This is a genomic window from Bradyrhizobium oligotrophicum, assembly GCF_051168495.1.
GTDB classification, from domain to species: domain Bacteria; phylum Pseudomonadota; class Alphaproteobacteria; order Rhizobiales; family Xanthobacteraceae; genus Bradyrhizobium; species Bradyrhizobium oligotrophicum_A.
Genome location: NZ_JBNPVB010000006.1, coordinates 96,906 through 112,260, shown reverse-complemented (window position 1 = coordinate 112,260; position 15,355 = coordinate 96,906). Strand labels below are relative to the sequence as shown.

The 15,355-nt window shown below is 66.2% G+C and carries 15 protein-coding genes; 6 read left to right on the top strand and 9 right to left on the bottom strand.

The window, feature by feature from the left end; genetic code table 11:
- Positions 1-19 precede the first annotated feature (19 nt).
- Complete coding sequence (locus ACQR1B_RS14050; protein WP_434832993.1) at positions 20-622, top strand: septation protein A; 603 nt, start codon at positions 20-22, stop codon at positions 620-622.
- Between the two features lie 327 nt (positions 623-949).
- Here the strand turns inward: ACQR1B_RS14050 and ACQR1B_RS14045 are convergent, their stop codons facing one another.
- From ACQR1B_RS14045 to ccmA, 5 genes are all read right to left on the bottom strand, one after another.
- On the bottom strand, positions 950-1,546 hold the full coding sequence (locus ACQR1B_RS14045; protein ID WP_434832992.1) for a DsbE family thiol:disulfide interchange protein: 597 nt from the start codon (positions 1,544-1,546) through the stop codon (positions 950-952).
- A complete protein-coding gene (gene ccmD, locus ACQR1B_RS14040; protein WP_434832991.1) occupies positions 1,543-1,722 on the bottom strand; it encodes a heme exporter protein CcmD in 180 nt (59 codons plus the stop codon). The genes ACQR1B_RS14045 and ccmD overlap by 4 nt, the downstream gene beginning before the upstream one ends.
- Position 1,723: 1 nt before the next feature.
- Positions 1,724-2,500: a heme ABC transporter permease gene (locus ACQR1B_RS14035; RefSeq protein WP_434832990.1), complete on the bottom strand. Its 777-nt coding sequence runs from the start codon at positions 2,498-2,500 to the stop codon at positions 1,724-1,726.
- 93 nt (positions 2,501-2,593) lie between these two features.
- Positions 2,594-3,262: a heme exporter protein CcmB gene (gene ccmB, locus ACQR1B_RS14030; RefSeq protein ID WP_006611638.1), complete on the bottom strand. Its 669-nt coding sequence runs from the start codon at positions 3,260-3,262 to the stop codon at positions 2,594-2,596.
- A gap of 210 nt (positions 3,263-3,472) precedes the next feature.
- The gene (gene ccmA, locus ACQR1B_RS14025) at positions 3,473-4,096 is read right to left on the bottom strand and encodes a heme ABC exporter ATP-binding protein CcmA (protein ID WP_434832989.1); all 624 of its coding nucleotides are present in this window, start codon (positions 4,094-4,096) and stop codon (positions 3,473-3,475) included.
- Positions 4,097-4,319: 223 nt separating this feature from the next.
- Here ccmA and acnA point away from each other — a divergent pair, with 223 nt between their 5' ends.
- From acnA to ACQR1B_RS14010, 3 genes are all read left to right on the top strand, one after another.
- Positions 4,320-7,040, top strand: coding sequence for an aconitate hydratase AcnA (gene acnA, locus ACQR1B_RS14020; protein ID WP_434832988.1), 2,721 nt, complete (start codon positions 4,320-4,322; stop codon positions 7,038-7,040).
- 187 nt (positions 7,041-7,227) lie between these two features.
- The gene (locus tag ACQR1B_RS14015) at positions 7,228-8,010 is read left to right on the top strand and encodes a DUF1223 domain-containing protein (RefSeq protein ID WP_434833132.1); all 783 of its coding nucleotides are present in this window, start codon (positions 7,228-7,230) and stop codon (positions 8,008-8,010) included.
- A 416-nt stretch (positions 8,011-8,426) separates the two neighbouring features.
- Positions 8,427-8,792 (top strand): DUF2794 domain-containing protein, encoded by a 366-nt coding sequence (locus ACQR1B_RS14010; protein WP_434832987.1) that lies wholly within the window; start codon positions 8,427-8,429, stop codon positions 8,790-8,792.
- 61 nt (positions 8,793-8,853) lie between these two features.
- On the opposite strand, the gene ACQR1B_RS14005 is transcribed toward ACQR1B_RS14010, so the two are convergent.
- The 4 genes from ACQR1B_RS14005 to ACQR1B_RS13990 all read right to left on the bottom strand — a co-directional run bounded on the left by ACQR1B_RS14005 (position 8,854) and on the right by ACQR1B_RS13990 (position 13,914).
- Positions 8,854-9,384, bottom strand: coding sequence for a GNAT family N-acetyltransferase (locus ACQR1B_RS14005; RefSeq protein WP_434832986.1), 531 nt, complete (start codon positions 9,382-9,384; stop codon positions 8,854-8,856).
- 149 nt (positions 9,385-9,533) lie between these two features.
- A complete protein-coding gene (locus tag ACQR1B_RS14000; RefSeq protein WP_434832985.1) occupies positions 9,534-10,328 on the bottom strand; it encodes a Bax inhibitor-1/YccA family protein in 795 nt (264 codons plus the stop codon).
- A 281-nt stretch (positions 10,329-10,609) separates the two neighbouring features.
- The gene (locus ACQR1B_RS13995) at positions 10,610-13,180 is read right to left on the bottom strand and encodes an ABC transporter permease (protein WP_434832984.1); all 2,571 of its coding nucleotides are present in this window, start codon (positions 13,178-13,180) and stop codon (positions 10,610-10,612) included.
- Positions 13,177-13,914: an ABC transporter ATP-binding protein gene (locus ACQR1B_RS13990; protein ID WP_434832983.1), complete on the bottom strand. Its 738-nt coding sequence runs from the start codon at positions 13,912-13,914 to the stop codon at positions 13,177-13,179. Before ACQR1B_RS13990 ends, ACQR1B_RS13995 begins: the two co-directional genes overlap by 4 nt.
- A 55-nt stretch (positions 13,915-13,969) precedes the next feature.
- On the opposite strand from ACQR1B_RS13990, the gene ACQR1B_RS13985 reads away from it, so the two are divergent.
- Positions 13,970-14,602: an arylesterase gene (locus tag ACQR1B_RS13985; RefSeq protein ID WP_434833131.1), complete on the top strand. Its 633-nt coding sequence runs from the start codon at positions 13,970-13,972 to the stop codon at positions 14,600-14,602.
- 205 nt (positions 14,603-14,807) lie between these two features.
- Positions 14,808-15,347: an RNA 2',3'-cyclic phosphodiesterase gene (gene thpR / locus ACQR1B_RS13980; RefSeq protein ID WP_434832982.1), complete on the top strand. Its 540-nt coding sequence runs from the start codon at positions 14,808-14,810 to the stop codon at positions 15,345-15,347.
- Positions 15,348-15,355: the final 8 nt, after the last annotated feature.

Here is a 15,355-nt window from a genome sequence, read left to right as displayed (position 1 = left end):
ACAGCCAACGGGACATGGAATGGACAAGACCCAGCCGCATCCGCTGTTCAAACTGGCCACCGAACTTGGCCCTCTGATCGTCTTCTTCGTCGTCAACGCCAAGTTCAACCTGTTCGCCGCGACCGGCGCGTTCATGGTCGCGATCGTCGCGGCGCTGATCGTGTCCTATGTCGTGACACGCCACATCCCGTTGATGGCGCTGGTCACCGCCGTGGTGGTGATCGTGTTCGGCACGCTCACCTTGGTGCTGCACGACGAGACCTTCATCAAGCTCAAGCCGACCATCATCTACGGACTGTTCGCGGCCGTGCTCGGCGGCGGATTGCTGTTCAACCGCTCCTTCATCGCGATCATGTTCGATCAGGTGTTCAATCTGACGCCGGCGGGCTGGCGCACCCTCACCTTCCGCTGGGCGCTGTTCTTCGCCGCGATGGCGGTGCTGAACGAGATCGTCTGGCGGACCCAGACCACGGATTTCTGGGTCGGCTTCAAGGCGTTCGGCGTCCTGCCGCTGACCATGATCTTCGCCATCGCCCAGATGCCGCTGATCAAGCGCTACCACCAGGACCCGGCGTCGCTGCAGGCCAGCGATGCCGCAGAGGGGGACGTGAGCAAGGGGTAGCTCGGCCCACCCGGCGTCATTGCGAGGAGCGCGGCGACGAAGCAATCCAGGGCGGCGAGCGACGCCCTGGATTGCTTCGCTTCGCTCGCAATGACGAGCAATGAACGGCTCGCCTTGAGCAAACCAGCTCGTGAGAAGTTGCGCTCGCGCCTCAACCTCGGTGTCATCATCCGCGAAAGCGGATGATCCAGTACGCCGCGTCCGTCGTGAGTCTCTCAGCTGTCACGGCGTACTGGATCGCCCGGTCAAGCCGGGCGATGACAGTTGGGGGTGGAACGGACAGCTTCGCTCGCGATGACGAGAAACGAACAGTTGCCGTAAGAGGAGCTAACCGCCCGCCTTCAGCGCCTTCTCGATCTCCGGCTTCAGCACCGCATCGATGTTCTGGGCCGTGATCGGGCCGACCAGCTTGTAGACGATGGTGCCCTCGCGGCCGACCACGAAGGTCTCGGGCACGCCGTAGACGCCCCATTCGATGCCGGCGCGGCCGTTGCCGTCGACGCCGACGACGTCATAGGGGTTGCCGTAGCGGCCGAGGAAGCGGCGGGCGTTGTCGGCGCCGTCCTTGTAGTTGATGCCGATGATCTGGAAGCGCTTGTCGCGGCCGAGCTCGACCAGCAACGGCGCTTCGTCGTGGCAGGGCACGCACCAGGACGCCCAGACGTTGACGATGCTGACCTTGCCCTTGAGTGCGGCCGGGTCGAGGCCGGGGACCAGCGCGCCATCGCGGGCCAGTTCCGGCAGCGCCGGCAGCGGCGTATTCGGCGCGGGCCGCCCGATCAGCGCCGACGGAATCCGCGACGGGTCGCCATTGCCGAGGCGCGACCAGAACAGTGCCGCCAGCCCCAGGAAGAGCAGCAGCGGCAGCAGCATCAGGAACGAGCGGCGGCGCGAGGCCGGCTCAGTTGCGGTCTGTTCGGTCATGGGATGTCCGTCGCCGAGCGGCCGGAGCGCCGGCTGATGCCGCTGTCCTCCAGCGCGCGCAGCCGCGCCTTCTGGGTACGGTAGTCGATGGCGATCCAGACGATCAGCAGCACCACGACGAGCGCAGCCGCCAGATAGGAGGTCGCGATGAAGGAGGTGTAGGGGCCGAGGTCCATGTCAGGCCGCTCCCACGACGTGGCCTGTGGCATCGCCGGCGGCCGCGCCGGTCGTGTACGCGCGCGCCTGCAGCATCTGCAGGCTGCGCACGCGCCGGCGCAGGATTTCGTTGCGCATCGCCGCGACGTGCAGCGTGACGAACAGGAACGAAAAACCGATCGCCATCACCAGCAGCGGAATCAGGAACGATTTGTCGAGCGCCGTTCCGCCCATCCGCATCACCGAGGCCGGCTGGTGCAGCGTGTTCCACCAGTCGACCGAGAACTTGATGATCGGCAGGTTGATGGCGCCGACCAGGGTCAGCACCGCGGCGGCGCGAGCGGCACGTGTCGGGTCTTCGACCGAGCGCCACAGCGCCATCAGGCCGAGATACATCAGGAACAGGATCAGCACCGAGGTCAGCCGCGCGTCCCATTCCCAATAGGTGCCCCACATCGGCCGGCCCCACAGCGAGCCGGTCAGCAGGGCCAGGAAGGTGAAGCTGGCACCGATTGGCGCGGCGGCCTTGGCCGCGACGTCGGCGAGCGGGTGCCGCCACACCAGGGTGCCGAGCGAGGCGATGCTCATGACGCCCCACACGAACATCGACAGCCAGGCATTGGGCACGTGGATGAACATGATCTTGACGGTCGCGCCCTGCTGATAGTCGTCGGGCGCCAGGGCCGAGAGGTAGAGGCCGGCGGCCAGCAGGACGACCGTGACCAGCGCCAGCCACGGCAACAGCCGCGCGGCCAGCGCAAGGAAGCGGGTGGGATTGGCGAGGTCGATCAGCGACATGGGGACCTTGTTAAAGGCGGACGCGGCTGCAGTCCATCAGCACGGCGCCGCTCGGCAAGAGTTGATCATGGTCAAACCCCGGTACGCGGCGCGTTAATCCAGCCCGTTCCGCAGGCTGGTTGCAGCTGCGAACGGGCCGATCACGAAGCTGACCAGCGACAGCGCGCACAGGATCGAGAATGGCGCCCCGAACGGCAACGGTCCGACGATGGCCGCCTGCGAGGCCGCGACGCCGAAGATCAGCACCGGGATCGACAGCGGCAGCACCAGCACGGCCAGCAGCAACCCGCCGCGGGACATCGTCACCGCCAGCGCCGCGCCGATCATGCCGATGAAGGTCAGCGCCGGCGTGCCGGCCAACAGGGTCAGGGCCACGGCACCGGTCGCAGTGGCATCGAGATTGAGCAGCAGGCCGAGCACCGGCGTCGCGATCACCAGTGGCAGGCCGGCGGCGAGCCAGTGCGCCAGCGCCTTGGCGGCGCAGGCGAGTTCCAGCGGCGTCCGGCTCATGATGATCAGGTCAAGCGAGCCGTCCTCGTGGTCGGCGGTGAAGAGACGGTCGAGGGTCAGCAGGCTGGCAAGCAGGGCGCCGAGCCAGAGAATGGCGGGGCCGAGACGGGTGAGCAGGGCCAGATCGGGGCCGACTGCGAACGGCATCAGCACCACGACGGTGAGAAAGAACAGCACGCCGATCAGCGCACCGCCGCCGATGCGCAGCGCGATCCGGATGTCGCGGCGGATGAGAGCGCCGAGGGCGGTCATGAGCGGACGGCCTTCCGGAGAAATGCTTGGGAGCGACCCTGTTGCTCCGGGTTCGCTGCGCTCCCTCCCCCCTTGCGGGGGAGGGTCGGGGTGGGGGGGAGCCCCGGGCCACACTGCCCGTGTGGACCCCCACCCCCGACCCCTCCCCGCAAGGGGGAGGGGGGCGCAGCGGCGCCGTGGCGAAGAATTGCCTGTTCCAGGGCCATCAATTCAGTTTCCAATCCGCAGCTCGCTTGTGTCGATGCCGAGCGGCCCATGGGTGGCCGCGACGATCAGTCCGCCGCCGGCGAGGTGCTCGCGCATCAGATCGGCGAACATCGTCTGCCCAGCCACATCGAGTGCGGCGGTCGGCTCGTCCAGCAGCCATAGCAGGCGCGGTACCGCGAGCAGGCGGGCTAGGGACAGGCGGCGGCGCTGGCCGGCGGAGAGATAGCCAGCCGGCAGATCGATCGCATGCGCGATGCCGACGGCGGCGAGGCAATCCGGAATCGGCCGCGTCATCCCGCCGCCGAGGAAGTCGGCCCAGAAGGTCAGGTTCTCTGCGACGCTGAGCGCCGGCTTCAGCGCGTCGCGGTGGCCGAGATAATGCGCCTGCTCCGGCACCGTCAGTTCGCCTTCGCCACCCTCGATGGCGATGGTGCCGCCGGCCGGCAGCAAGAGTCCTGCGATCAGCCGCAGCAGCGAGGTCTTGCCCGCGCCGTTATGCCCGGTCACCGCCAGCGCCTCGCCCGCGGCCGCCTCGAAAGCGAGGCCAGCGAACACCTCGCGACCACCACGCACGCATCTGACGTCGCGGCCGAACAGCCTCGGAGAAAGCGTTTGAGACAGCTGCATGGCCCGTCGTGACAGCCCCTAGGGAATTGATGGCTAGCGCGTGAGAATTTGTGGGTGATGCCACGTCGCGGCTTGCTTGTGGCTGTGGCGGCGCAAATAGAAAGCTTCTATAAGCCGGAACTTGATGCAGCACACAATCGCCCGCTGCAAGCCATTCGGCGCCTCACGCCGACGGTTCTTAAATACCCCCTCAGGGTATCCAGATCAATTGGGATTTCCAGGCATGACCTCGCTCGACAGCTTCAAGAGTCGCAAGACCCTCAAGGTCGGAACGAAGACCTACATCTATTACAGCTTGCCCGCAGCCGAGAAGAACGGTCTCAAGGATATTTCCAAGCTGCCCTACTCGATGAAGGTGCTGCTCGAGAATCTGCTGCGCAACGAGGATGGCCGCACCGTCACCAAGGACGACATCGTCGCGGTGTCGAAATGGCTGCGCAAGAAGTCGCTGGAGCACGAGATCGCGTTCCGCCCGGCGCGCGTGCTGATGCAGGACTTCACCGGCGTGCCGGCCGTGGTCGATCTCGCCGCCATGCGCAACGCGATGCAGAAGCTCGGCGGCGATGCCGAGAAGATCAATCCGCTGGTGCCGGTCGACCTCGTCATCGACCACTCGGTGATCGTGAACTACTTCGGTGACAACAAGGCGTTCGGCAAGAACGTCGCCGAGGAGTACAAGCAGAACCAGGAGCGCTACGAGTTCCTGAAGTGGGGCCAGAAGGCTTTCACCAACTTCTCCGTCGTGCCGCCCGGCACCGGCATCTGCCACCAGGTCAACCTCGAATATCTCGCGCAGACGGTGTGGACCAAGAAGGAGAAGATGACGATCGGCCGGACCAAGGGCACCTTCGAGGTCGCCTATCCGGACTCGCTGGTCGGCACCGATTCGCACACCACCATGGTCAACGGTCTCGCCGTGCTCGGCTGGGGCGTCGGCGGCATCGAGGCCGAGGCCTGCATGCTCGGCCAGCCGCTGTCGATGCTGCTGCCTGACGTCGTCGGCTTCAAGCTGACCGGCGCGCTGAAGGAAGGCGTCACCGCGACCGACCTCGTGCTGACCGTCACCCAGATGCTGCGCAAGCTCGGTGTGGTCGGCAAGTTCGTCGAGTTCTTCGGCCCCGGCCTCGACCATCTCTCGGTCGCCGACAAGTCGACCATCGCCAACATGGCCCCCGAGTACGGCGCGACCTGCGGCTTCTTCCCCGTGGATACCGCGACCATCGACTATCTCAAGACCTCGGGCCGCAAGGCGCCGCGCGTCGCGCTGGTCGAGGCCTACGCCAAGGCGCAGGGCCTGTTCCGCACCGCCAAGTCGCCGGACCCGGTGTTCACGCAAACGCTGACGCTCGACCTCGCCGACGTCGTGCCGTCGATGGCCGGTCCGAAGCGTCCCGAGGGCCGGATCGCGCTGCCGGCGGTGGCCGAAGGCTTTGCGACCGCGCTGGCCGGCGAATACAAGAAGCCGGATGCCGCCGAGCAGCGCTTCCCGGTCGAGGGCAAGGACTTCGACATCGGCCATGGCGACGTCGTCATCGCCGCCATCACCTCCTGCACCAACACCTCGAACCCGAGCGTGCTGATCGGCGCCGGCCTCTTGGCCCGCAACGCCGCCGCCAAGGGCCTCAAGGCGAAGCCGTGGGTGAAGACCTCGCTGGCCCCGGGCAGCCAGGTGGTTGCCGAATACCTCGCGAACTCCGGCCTGCAGAAGGACCTCGACAAGGTCGGCTTCAACCTGGTCGGCTTCGGCTGCACCACCTGCATCGGCAATTCCGGCCCGCTGCCGGAGGAGATCTCGAAGTCGATCAACGACAATGGCGTGGTCGCGGCGGCCGTGCTGTCGGGCAACCGCAACTTCGAAGGCCGCGTCTCGCCGGACGTGCAGGCCAACTACCTGGCGTCGCCGCCGCTGGTCGTGGCCTATGCGCTGGCGGGCACCGTGACCAAGGATCTCGCGGTCGAGCCGATCGGCATCGGCAAGGACAAGAAGCCGGTCTACCTGAAGGACATCTGGCCGACGACGAAGGAGGTCAACGACTTCGTCAAGAAGTTCGTCAAGGCCTCGATCTTCAAGAAGCGCTACGCCGACGTATTCAAGGGCGACACCAACTGGCGCAAGATCAAGACCGTCGAGAGCGAGACCTATCGCTGGAACATGTCGTCGACCTACGTGCAGAACCCGCCGTATTTCGAGGGCATGAAGAAGGAGCCGGAGCCGATCACGGACATCGTCGAGGCCCGCGTGCTGGCGCTGTTCGGCGACAAGATCACCACCGACCACATCTCGCCGGCCGGTTCGATCAAGCTGACCTCGCCCGCCGGCAAGTTCCTCAGCGAGCACCAGGTCCGCCCTGCCGACTTCAACCAGTACGGCACCCGTCGCGGCAATCACGAGATCATGATGCGCGGCACCTTCGCCAACATCCGCATCAAGAACTTCATGCTCAAGGGCGCCGACGGCAATATCCCGGAGGGCGGCCTGACCAAGCACTGGCCCGACGGCGAGCAGATGTCGATCTACGATGCCGCGATGAAGTACCAGGAAGAGAAGGTGCCGCTGGTGGTGTTCGCCGGTGCCGAATACGGCAACGGCTCGTCGCGCGACTGGGCGGCCAAGGGCACGAGGCTGCTCGGCGTCCGCGCCGTGATCTGCCAGAGCTTCGAGCGCATCCACCGCTCCAACCTGGTCGGCATGGGTGTGCTTCCACTCACCTTCCAGGAAGGCACGTCGTGGTCGTCGCTCGGGCTCAAGGGCGACGAGAAGGTCACCATCAAGGGTCTGCAGGGCGACCTCAAGCCGCGCCAGACCCTGACCGCCGAGATCGTGTCGGCGGACGGTGCGGCGCAGCAGGTGCCGCTGCTCTGCCGGATCGATACGCTGGACGAGCTCGACTACTATCGCAACGGCGGTATTCTGCACTACGTGTTGCGCAAGCTGGCCGCTTAACCAATGCACGTTGCGACAGATCGGCTCACTCTGAAGTGAGTGGCGGGTGATGAACGAGGCGGCCTATGACAAGGGCCGCCTCCTTTGCGTTTGCAGACTTTTAATTACGAGGGTGGTTTCGCAGATTGGCGGCGCGGCAGGGCGCGGCGGACATGTTCCAGACAGGGCAGTGACGATGAGTGGACAGATGTCGTGGTGGTCGCGCGCGGCGCTGAGTGTCTGTGCGGTCATCGCTTTCGTCAGGCCGGCCGCGTCCGATCCGCGTGCGGTGATCGAACTCTTCACGTCGCAGGGCTGTTCGTCATGCCCGCCTGCGGACAAGGTCCTCGGGGACCTCGCGCGCGATCCCTCCATCATCGCTCTCTCCCTGCCGATCGACTATTGGGACTATCTCGGCTGGAAGGACACGCTGGCCGACTCCCGCTTCACGGCGCGGCAGCGCGCCTATTCCAGGGTTCGTGGCGACCGCGAAGTCTATACGCCGCAGGCGGTGATCAACGGTTCGATGCATGTGATCGGCAGTGATCGCGACGCGATCGAGGGCGCGATCGAGGAGACGGCCCTGGGCGGCAAAGTGATGTCGGTGCCGGTGCGGCTGTCGATCGAAGGCCAGGAGCTCACGGTATCGGTGGCTGCTGCCAGCGACCAGGCCTTGCGCAAGCATGGCGAAGTCTGGGTCTGCTCGATCTCGCGCGTGGTCCCGATCTCCGTCGCCCGCGGCGAGAATGGCGGCCGCGAGCTGACCTACTACAACGTCGTACGCGGTCTGCTGAAGCTGGGTGACTGGACTGGTGCGCCGGTCAGTTGGAGCATGCCGCTGGAGAAGATCGCAGGCGATGGCGTCGATGGCACCGTCGTCTATGTGCAGGACGGTAGCCGTGATCGCCCCGGGGCGATGCTCGGGGCCGCCTTTTCCGAGCTGCCATTGGTCGGGCGGGTTTCAGCGACAGCGCGTGGTCCCGAGCGCTGACCGTCCGTCGTCCTGATCGTCGCTTTCTCTGACCTGCTCTAGGCGCGTCACGTGGTACGGGGGTGCCGCAACGCGCTTCGTGCGCCTCATGCAAAAAAGCAAAAGGACCAACTCGCGTTGGCCCTTTGCCTTACTTGTGAATAGACCCGATCCTGACGACCCCGGGGGGCTGGGGGCTGAGGAATCCGGAACCGAAAGGACCGGGCCAACGCACACGAATCTTATGCCCAACGTCGGGGGCAGTCCCTGGGCGGAAACACGGCGCGATTATGATTCCGCTAACGATCCCGTGACGGCGGCGTGTTCGCGGAACTCTTCCGGCCGCTGGTGCGCTCCGAAGTTCGAGAGCGAAATCGGCCTCTTGCGGCTGTCCGCGGATGGCGCGATCATGTCACGGAGATGACAGGAGGACGCTCATGAACGTCACGCCGGAGGATGCCGATCCCAGCGAGAACCGGGCGGCAGCCCGCACCACGGCTGCAGCGCCCAATCGGGTGACGTTCGATCGGCTCGAGCTGAACCGCATCCTCAACCTCTATGGCCGGATGGTCGCCGATGGTGAATGGCGCGACTACGCGATCGACTTCCTCCGCGACCGTGCCGTCTTCTCCGTATTCCGCCGCGCTTCCGAGGTGCCGATCTACCGCATCGAGAAGGATCCGAGGCTGGCCCGCAAGCAGGGCATGTACAGCGTGATCTCGGCTACCGGCCTCATCCTGCGCCGTGGTCACGAGCTCGAGCGCGTGTTGCTGGTGATCGCGCCGAAACCGGCGCTGGTCTGACGTCGCAAGTCCGGGGTGCGTGCGTCAGCACAGACACGGATGTTCCGACATCATGGACAAGCTACGGCGCCGGAACGTCGGTGCTGCCGGCACCGAGCGGCCGCTGCATCATCACGGTGTCGAGCCAGCGGCCGAACTTCAGGCCGACATTCGGATGGGTGCCGATCAGCGTGAAGCCGCATCTGCTGTGCAGGCCGATCGAGGCGGCGTTGGCGGAATCGCCGATGACGGCGATCATCTGCCGGAAGCCGCGCGCCTCGCAGTCGGCGATCAACCGCTCCATCAGCCTGGTGCCGATGCCGCGCCGGTGGCTGGCGGGATCGAGATACACCGAGTTCTCGACAGTGAAGCGGTAGGCCGGCCGCGGCCGATAGGCTCCGGCGTAAGCATAGCCCGCGACACGACCGTCCAGGATGGCGACCAGATAGGGGAAGCCGCCGTCGGTCAGCGCCCGGAAGCGACGCGTCATCTCGGCAAGATCAGGCGGCTCGAGTTCGAACGTCGCGGTGCCTTCGCGCACGGCCTGGGCGTAGATCGCGGCAATCGCAGGGAGGTCGGCCTCGGCGGTGGGACGGATATCGATGCTGGACATGGGTGGAACAATACCAGGACGAAAGGGCCGATCAACCGCGGCGGGGCTGGCTTTCCACGATGCGAGCCCTGAGCGCATCGTAAGCAACCAAAAGAAAAGCCCCGGCGGTGAGGCCGGGGCTTCGAAGATCGCTCAGGTGAGCCGCTGGATCAGTCGCGCTGTCCGAGCAGCTGCAGCAGCAGCGTGAACAGGTTGATGAAGTTCAGGTACAGCGACAGAGCACCGGTGATCGCTGCGCGCTCGGCAATGTCGCCGCCCGCGGAAGCGTAGCCGTAGATGTACTCGTTCTTCAGGCGCTGCGTATCCCAGGCGGTCAGGCCCGCGAACACGAACACGCCGACCACCGAGACGATGAACTGCAGCATCGAGCTCGCCAGGAACAGGTTCACGAGGCTCGCCAGCACGACGCCGATCAGGCCCATGAACAGGAACGAGCCCATGCCCGTCATGTCGCGCTTGGTCGTGTAGCCGTACAGGCTGAGCGCGCCGAACGTCGCCGCGGTGATGAAGAACACCCGCACGATCGAGGTATGGGTGTACACCAGGAAGATCGACGACAGCGAGATGCCCATCAAGGCCGAGAACACCCAGAACAGGATCTGCGCGGTCGACGGCGCCAGGCGGTTGATGCCGGCCGAGATCGCGAACACCATGACCAGGGGCGCCAGGATGAACAGCCACTTCAGCGGGCTCACGAACATCGCGTAGCCGAACTGGGTCAGGTAAACGTTATTGCTGAACTTGGCCGCAGCGGACGCCGGATCGCCGGTCACCGACGCCATGTAGACGCCGAGTGCCGCCAAGCCGGTGATGGCCAGGCCGATGCTCATGTAATTGTAGATGCGCAGCATGTAGGCGCGCAGACCGGCGTCGACGGTCGCGGCATCGGCGCGCCCGGCCACCCGGCCAAAGGGTGAAGCATAGTTGCGGTCTAGGTCCGACATGGTCGATTCCCGTTGGTTGCCCGGCGATACGGTCCTGGGCAGGACCATATTCCGGTTCTCGAAAAACCCTATCTCATCCCACCTGCCCCAGATATTAAATTTGCGTCATCGGCAAATTCGCCATCTTTGGGCAGGTCCATGAGCCCAATCCCTAAATGGGAAACTAGCATATCCGCTGCAAGCTTCCACGCGCGGCTGAATGTCGCTCCGCACGCGTCGGAGCCGTAGAACGCCCGTTAACCGTGCGGCATGAACGCGCAAGCCGTGCAATCCCGGCGGCGTCACAGATTCCGGAGCACCGTGGCCGGTTTCTGGTTGAGCGCGAGCAGGGTCCCGACGAGGCCGAGGCCGACGGTGACCACAAGCGCGGCCAGAACGACCGCGGCGGCGCTGCCCGCCTGCCACACGAAGCTCAGGGTCATCAGCCGGGTCACGATCAGCCAGGCCGCGACAGACCCGGCGATGACACCGAATGCCGCAGTGGCGAAGCCGATCATCAGATATTCGAGCGCGTAGGCGCCGAGCAGCCGCAATCTCGTGGCACCCAGGGTCTTCAGGATCACGGCATCATAGACCCGGTGGCGGTGGCCGGCGGCCAGGGCTCCGCCCAGCACCAGGATGGCTGAAATCAGGGTGACGGCGCTGGCGCCGCGGATCGCCAGCGCCAGGTTGGCGACGACCGAGCCGACCGTCTCCATGACCTCCCGGACCCGCACGCTGGTCACCATCGGAAACGCATCGGCCACCTTGCGGATGACACGGGCATCCTCGGCGGCATCGGAGCGCGCCTCGGTCAGGGTGGCGACATGGGTGTGCGGTGCGCCCTTGAAGGCATTCGGGGAGAACACCAGCACGAAATTGATGCCGAGCCCCTGCCAGTCGATGGTGCGCATGTTGCCGATTCGTGCTGCGATGTCGCGTCCGAGCACGTTGACGACGATGTCGTCACCGAGCTTGAGGCCCAAGCCGTCCGCGATCCGCTTCTCGATCGAGACCAGCGGCGGGCCGCTATAATTCTCGGTCCACCAGTCACCCTCGACGACCTTCGACCCCTTCGGAATCTCCGCCGTATAGGTCAGGCCGCGGTCGCTCTGCAGCACCCATTCGGTTTCCGCAGTCGCCTTGAGATCCTCGGCGCGGACGCCGCGGGCCGAGACGATCCGGCCGCGCAGCATCGGCACGTCATCCACCGTCGATTGCGGTGCCAGGGTCTTGAGGAAGTCCCGGAAGCGGTCGGCTTCGCCTGAAGGAACGTCGATGAAGAAGAACGACGGCGCCTGCTCCGGGAGCTGCGCCAGGAACTGGCGCCGCAGATTGCCGTCGATCTGGGTGATCGTCACCAGCACGGCGAGCCCCAGTCCGAGCGACAGCACCACCGACGGCGTCAGCGCGCCCGGACGGTAGATGTTGCTAACCGCCAGCCGCAACATCGGGAAGCGGCTGCGCGGCAGCCTGCGTGCGATCGCCATCACGCCGGCGGCAATGCCCCGCAACAGCACGAACACGAGCGCGGCGGCGACGACGAACACCGCGGCGATCCGCTTGTCGTAGGACAAGCCGATGACGACGGCGATCAGCAGGGCGACCGTGCCGGCGATCAGTGCCAGATAGCTCCAGCGCGGCCGGTGCCATTCGGCGATGACGGCCTCGCGGAACAGCGCCGCCACCGGAACGTCGCGGACGCGTCCGAGCGGCCACAGCCCGAATGCCAGCGCCGTGAGCAGGCCGTAGATGAAGGCGAGCGCTAGTTCGTCGGGATGGACAGCCGCGACGACCGGCAGCGGCAGGATCTTGCCGAACAGGCCGACGATGGCGAAGGGCAGGGCGGCGCCGGCGCATAGTCCGACGATCGAACCGATGGTGGCGAGCACCATCACCTGCACGAGGTAGATGCCGAACACGTCGAGGCTGGTGGCGCCGAGCGCCTTGAACGCCGCGATCACCTCGGTGCGGCGGTCGACATGGCTCTTGACCGCATTGGCGACGCCGACGCCGCCGACCAGCAGGGCGGCGAGACCGACCAGGGTCAGGAACTGGGTGAAGCGGCCGATCGTCCGCTCCAGTTGCGGCGAGGCGTTGCTGCGGCTGCGAATCTCCCATCCGGCCGACGGCAGGGTCAGGCGGGTGTCGGCGATGAAGGACGCCGCGGCGTGGTCGTCCTTGGCGTCGTCGGGCAGCCGGACCCGGTAGGTCCAGCGCACCAGGCTGCCGGGCTGCAGTAGCGGGGTGGCGCGCAGGCCGGCCTCGCTGACCAGGAAGCGCGGCCCGAGGCCGATGCCGCCGGACAATTTGTCCGGCTCGGCCTGCAGCGCGCTGCGGATCTGGAAGCGGACCGTGTCGATGGTGACGGTGTCGCCGATCTTCAGGTCGAGCCGTGCCAGCAGCGCCGGATCGGCTGCGGCGCCGTAGACGCCGTCGCGCTCGGCCAGGATGTCCGCCATCGGCAGGTCGGGCTGCAGCTCGGCTCTGCCCAGCAGCGGATAGGCGTCGTCGACCGCCTTCAGTTCGACCAGTGCGAGCTTGGCGTCGCTCGAGCGCACCATGGCGCGCAGGGTCGCCGCCAGCGAGACCTGCCCGCGCGAGCGCAGGAAGTCGACCTCCTCGGGCTTGGCCTCGCGCTGAAACAGCGAGAACGCAACGTCGCCGCCGAGCAGCGTGCGTCCTTCGCGAACCAGGCCGTCATTGAGGCTCGCCGCGACCGAGCCGACACCGGCGATCGCCAGCACGCCGAGCGCGATGCAGGCGATGAAGACATAGAAGCCGTGCAAGCCGCCGCGCAGTTCGCGCAAGGCATAGCGGACGGGGAGTGCCGCCATGCGGCCGCCCGCAATCGGTTCGGACACGGTGCTCATGCGCCGGCGGACTCGTGCGCGTCGGCCTCGCTTTCGATCCTCCCCGAGCGCAGCCGCACGACGCGGTCGCACCGGTGCGCGAGGCTGCTGTCGTGGGTCACGAGCACCAAGGTCATGCCGCGCTCGGCATGCTTGGTGAACAGGAGGTCAACGATCTGCCGCCCGGTGGTCTCGTCGAGATTGCCGGTCGGCTCGTCGGCGACCAGGATCGCCGGATCCGGGGCCAACGCGCGCGCCAGTGCCACGCGCTGCTGCTCGCCGCCCGAAAGCTGTGTCGGATAATGATGCAGCCGGTGGCCGAGGCCAACGGAGTCCAGTTCGCGGGCCGCGCGCTCGGCGGCGCCGGCATGGCCTGCCAGCTCCAGCGGCACCGCGACATTCTCCAGTGCGGTCATGGTCGGGATCAGATGGAAGGACTGGAAGACGATACCGACCTGGCGGCCGCGGAACCGGGCCAGGGCGTCCTCGTCCAGGGCATTGAAAGCGGTGCCGTTGACCACCACCTGACCGCTGTCAGGACGTTCCAACCCCGCCATCACCATCAGCAGCGTGGACTTCCCCGATCCCGAGGGGCCGATCAGGCCGATCGTCTCGCCCTGTCCCACCCGCAGGCTGATGTCCTTGAGGATATGGACCCGCGCCGCGCCGGTGCCGAGCGAGAGGTTGACGTTCGAGATTGTAATGGTGTCCGGCCCGAGGCCGGCCAAACGCGAGGTTTCGATGAGACTGTCCATGGCTCGGTCATATGGCAACTCCGCAAGCCGGGTCGAGGGGCGCGGACATTTCTTCGTGCACATACTCGTGTTGATGCTCGCCTTGATGACAGTCGGGCCGGTCTTCGCGGACGCTGATACGCCCAAGCCCATCAAGCTCGTCGTACTCGGCGACTCCTTGAGCGCCGGTCTTGGCCTGTCGGCCTCGGATTCGTTTCCGGCCAAGCTGCAAAAGGCGTTGCAGGCCAAGGGGCTGCCGATCGCCTTGACCAACGCCGGCGTGTCCGGCGACACCTCCTCCGGTGGCCGCGACCGGCTCGACTGGTCGGTTGCGGACGGGACCGAGGCCGTCATCGTCGAGCTCGGCGCCAACGACGCCCTGCGCGGCGTTGATCCGGCGGTCACCCGCCAGGCGCTGACCGAGATCGTGAAGCGGCTGAAGGCTCGGGGGATCGCCGTCATGCTGTGCGGCATGCTGGCCCCGCCGAACTACGGGAGTGACTACGCCGCGAAGTTCAACGCGATCTACCCCGATCTCGCCAAGGAGTTCGGCGTGCCGCTGTATCCGTTCTTCCTCGACGGCGTCGCCGCCGACCCCAAGCTGAACCAGGCGGACGGCATTCACCCCACGGCGGCCGGGGTCGACATCATCGTGTCCAGGCTGCTGCCTACGGTGGAAGCATTCCTGCGTCCGCTTCGTGGGCAATGAGGCCCGAGGCCGTGCGCGGATGAATTGCGATAACCTTACGGACCGGGTTTTCCGCAGGTTTTCCCGGCGTTAACGCACCCTCCGTCGCGGAGTCATATAAATTCGGTAGGAATTATGCATTGGCGATTCGTCGTCGGTCATTTTCGTCAAGGCATGATCTCGTCAATTTTCGGGATCAGCCTCCAGCATCGGGAGTCCTGAAACGATGCCGCGTCTGTTTACTGGACTGGAGATCCCGGCCGAGGTCGGCCAGACGCTCTCCAATTTGCGTGGCGGTCTTCCCGGCGCCCGCTGGATCGATCCTGAAAATTACCACGTCACCCTGCGCTTCATCGGCGACATCGACGGCGCGTCCGCCAACGAGATCGCATCGATGCTGTGGCGGGTGAACCGCAAGCCGTTCGAGGTGACGGTGCAGGGGCTGTCGAGTTTCGGCGGCCGCAAGCCGCGGGCGGTCGTTGCCAACATCGCCCCGAGTCGGCCGCTGATCGAGCTGCAGGCCGAGCTGGAGCGGATGATGCAGCGGATCGGCCTCGATCCGGAGGGGCGCAAATTCGTGCCGCATGTCACGCTGGCGCGGCTGCACGACGCATCGAGCCAGGACGTCGCCGACTATCTGTCGGTCCGCGGCTATTTCCCGAGCCGGGTGTTCGTCGCCGAGCGTTTCGTGCTGTTCTCGTCGCGCGCGTCGACCGGCGGTGGTCCCTATGTCGTCGAGGACGCCTACGACCTCAGCCCGGGCTGACGGCTGCG

Coding starts and splice junctions, on each gene's coding strand:
- ccmA (WP_434832989.1), bottom strand. CDS start 4,096: ATGCAGCTGTCTCAAACGCTTTCTCCGAGGCTGTTCGGCCGCGACGTC.
- thpR (WP_434832982.1), top strand. CDS start 14,808: ATGCCGCGTCTGTTTACTGGACTGGAGATCCCGGCCGAGGTCGGCCAG.
- ccmD (WP_434832991.1), bottom strand. CDS start 1,722: ATGGACCTCGGCCCCTACACCTCCTTCATCGCGACCTCCTATCTGGCG.
- ACQR1B_RS14005 (WP_434832986.1), bottom strand. CDS start 9,384: ATGTCCAGCATCGATATCCGTCCCACCGCCGAGGCCGACCTCCCTGCG.
- ACQR1B_RS14045 (WP_434832992.1), bottom strand. CDS start 1,546: ATGACCGAACAGACCGCAACTGAGCCGGCCTCGCGCCGCCGCTCGTTC.
- ACQR1B_RS13990 (WP_434832983.1), bottom strand. CDS start 13,914: ATGGACAGTCTCATCGAAACCTCGCGTTTGGCCGGCCTCGGGCCGGAC.
- ACQR1B_RS14050 (WP_434832993.1), top strand. CDS start 20: ATGGACAAGACCCAGCCGCATCCGCTGTTCAAACTGGCCACCGAACTT.
- ACQR1B_RS14010 (WP_434832987.1), top strand. CDS start 8,427: ATGAACGTCACGCCGGAGGATGCCGATCCCAGCGAGAACCGGGCGGCA.
- ccmB (WP_006611638.1), bottom strand. CDS start 3,262: ATGACCGCCCTCGGCGCTCTCATCCGCCGCGACATCCGGATCGCGCTG.
- ACQR1B_RS13995 (WP_434832984.1), bottom strand. CDS start 13,180: ATGAGCACCGTGTCCGAACCGATTGCGGGCGGCCGCATGGCGGCACTC.
- ACQR1B_RS14015 (WP_434833132.1), top strand. CDS start 7,228: ATGTCGTGGTGGTCGCGCGCGGCGCTGAGTGTCTGTGCGGTCATCGCT.
- ACQR1B_RS14035 (WP_434832990.1), bottom strand. CDS start 2,500: ATGTCGCTGATCGACCTCGCCAATCCCACCCGCTTCCTTGCGCTGGCC.
- acnA (WP_434832988.1), top strand. CDS start 4,320: ATGACCTCGCTCGACAGCTTCAAGAGTCGCAAGACCCTCAAGGTCGGA.
- ACQR1B_RS14000 (WP_434832985.1), bottom strand. CDS start 10,328: ATGTCGGACCTAGACCGCAACTATGCTTCACCCTTTGGCCGGGTGGCC.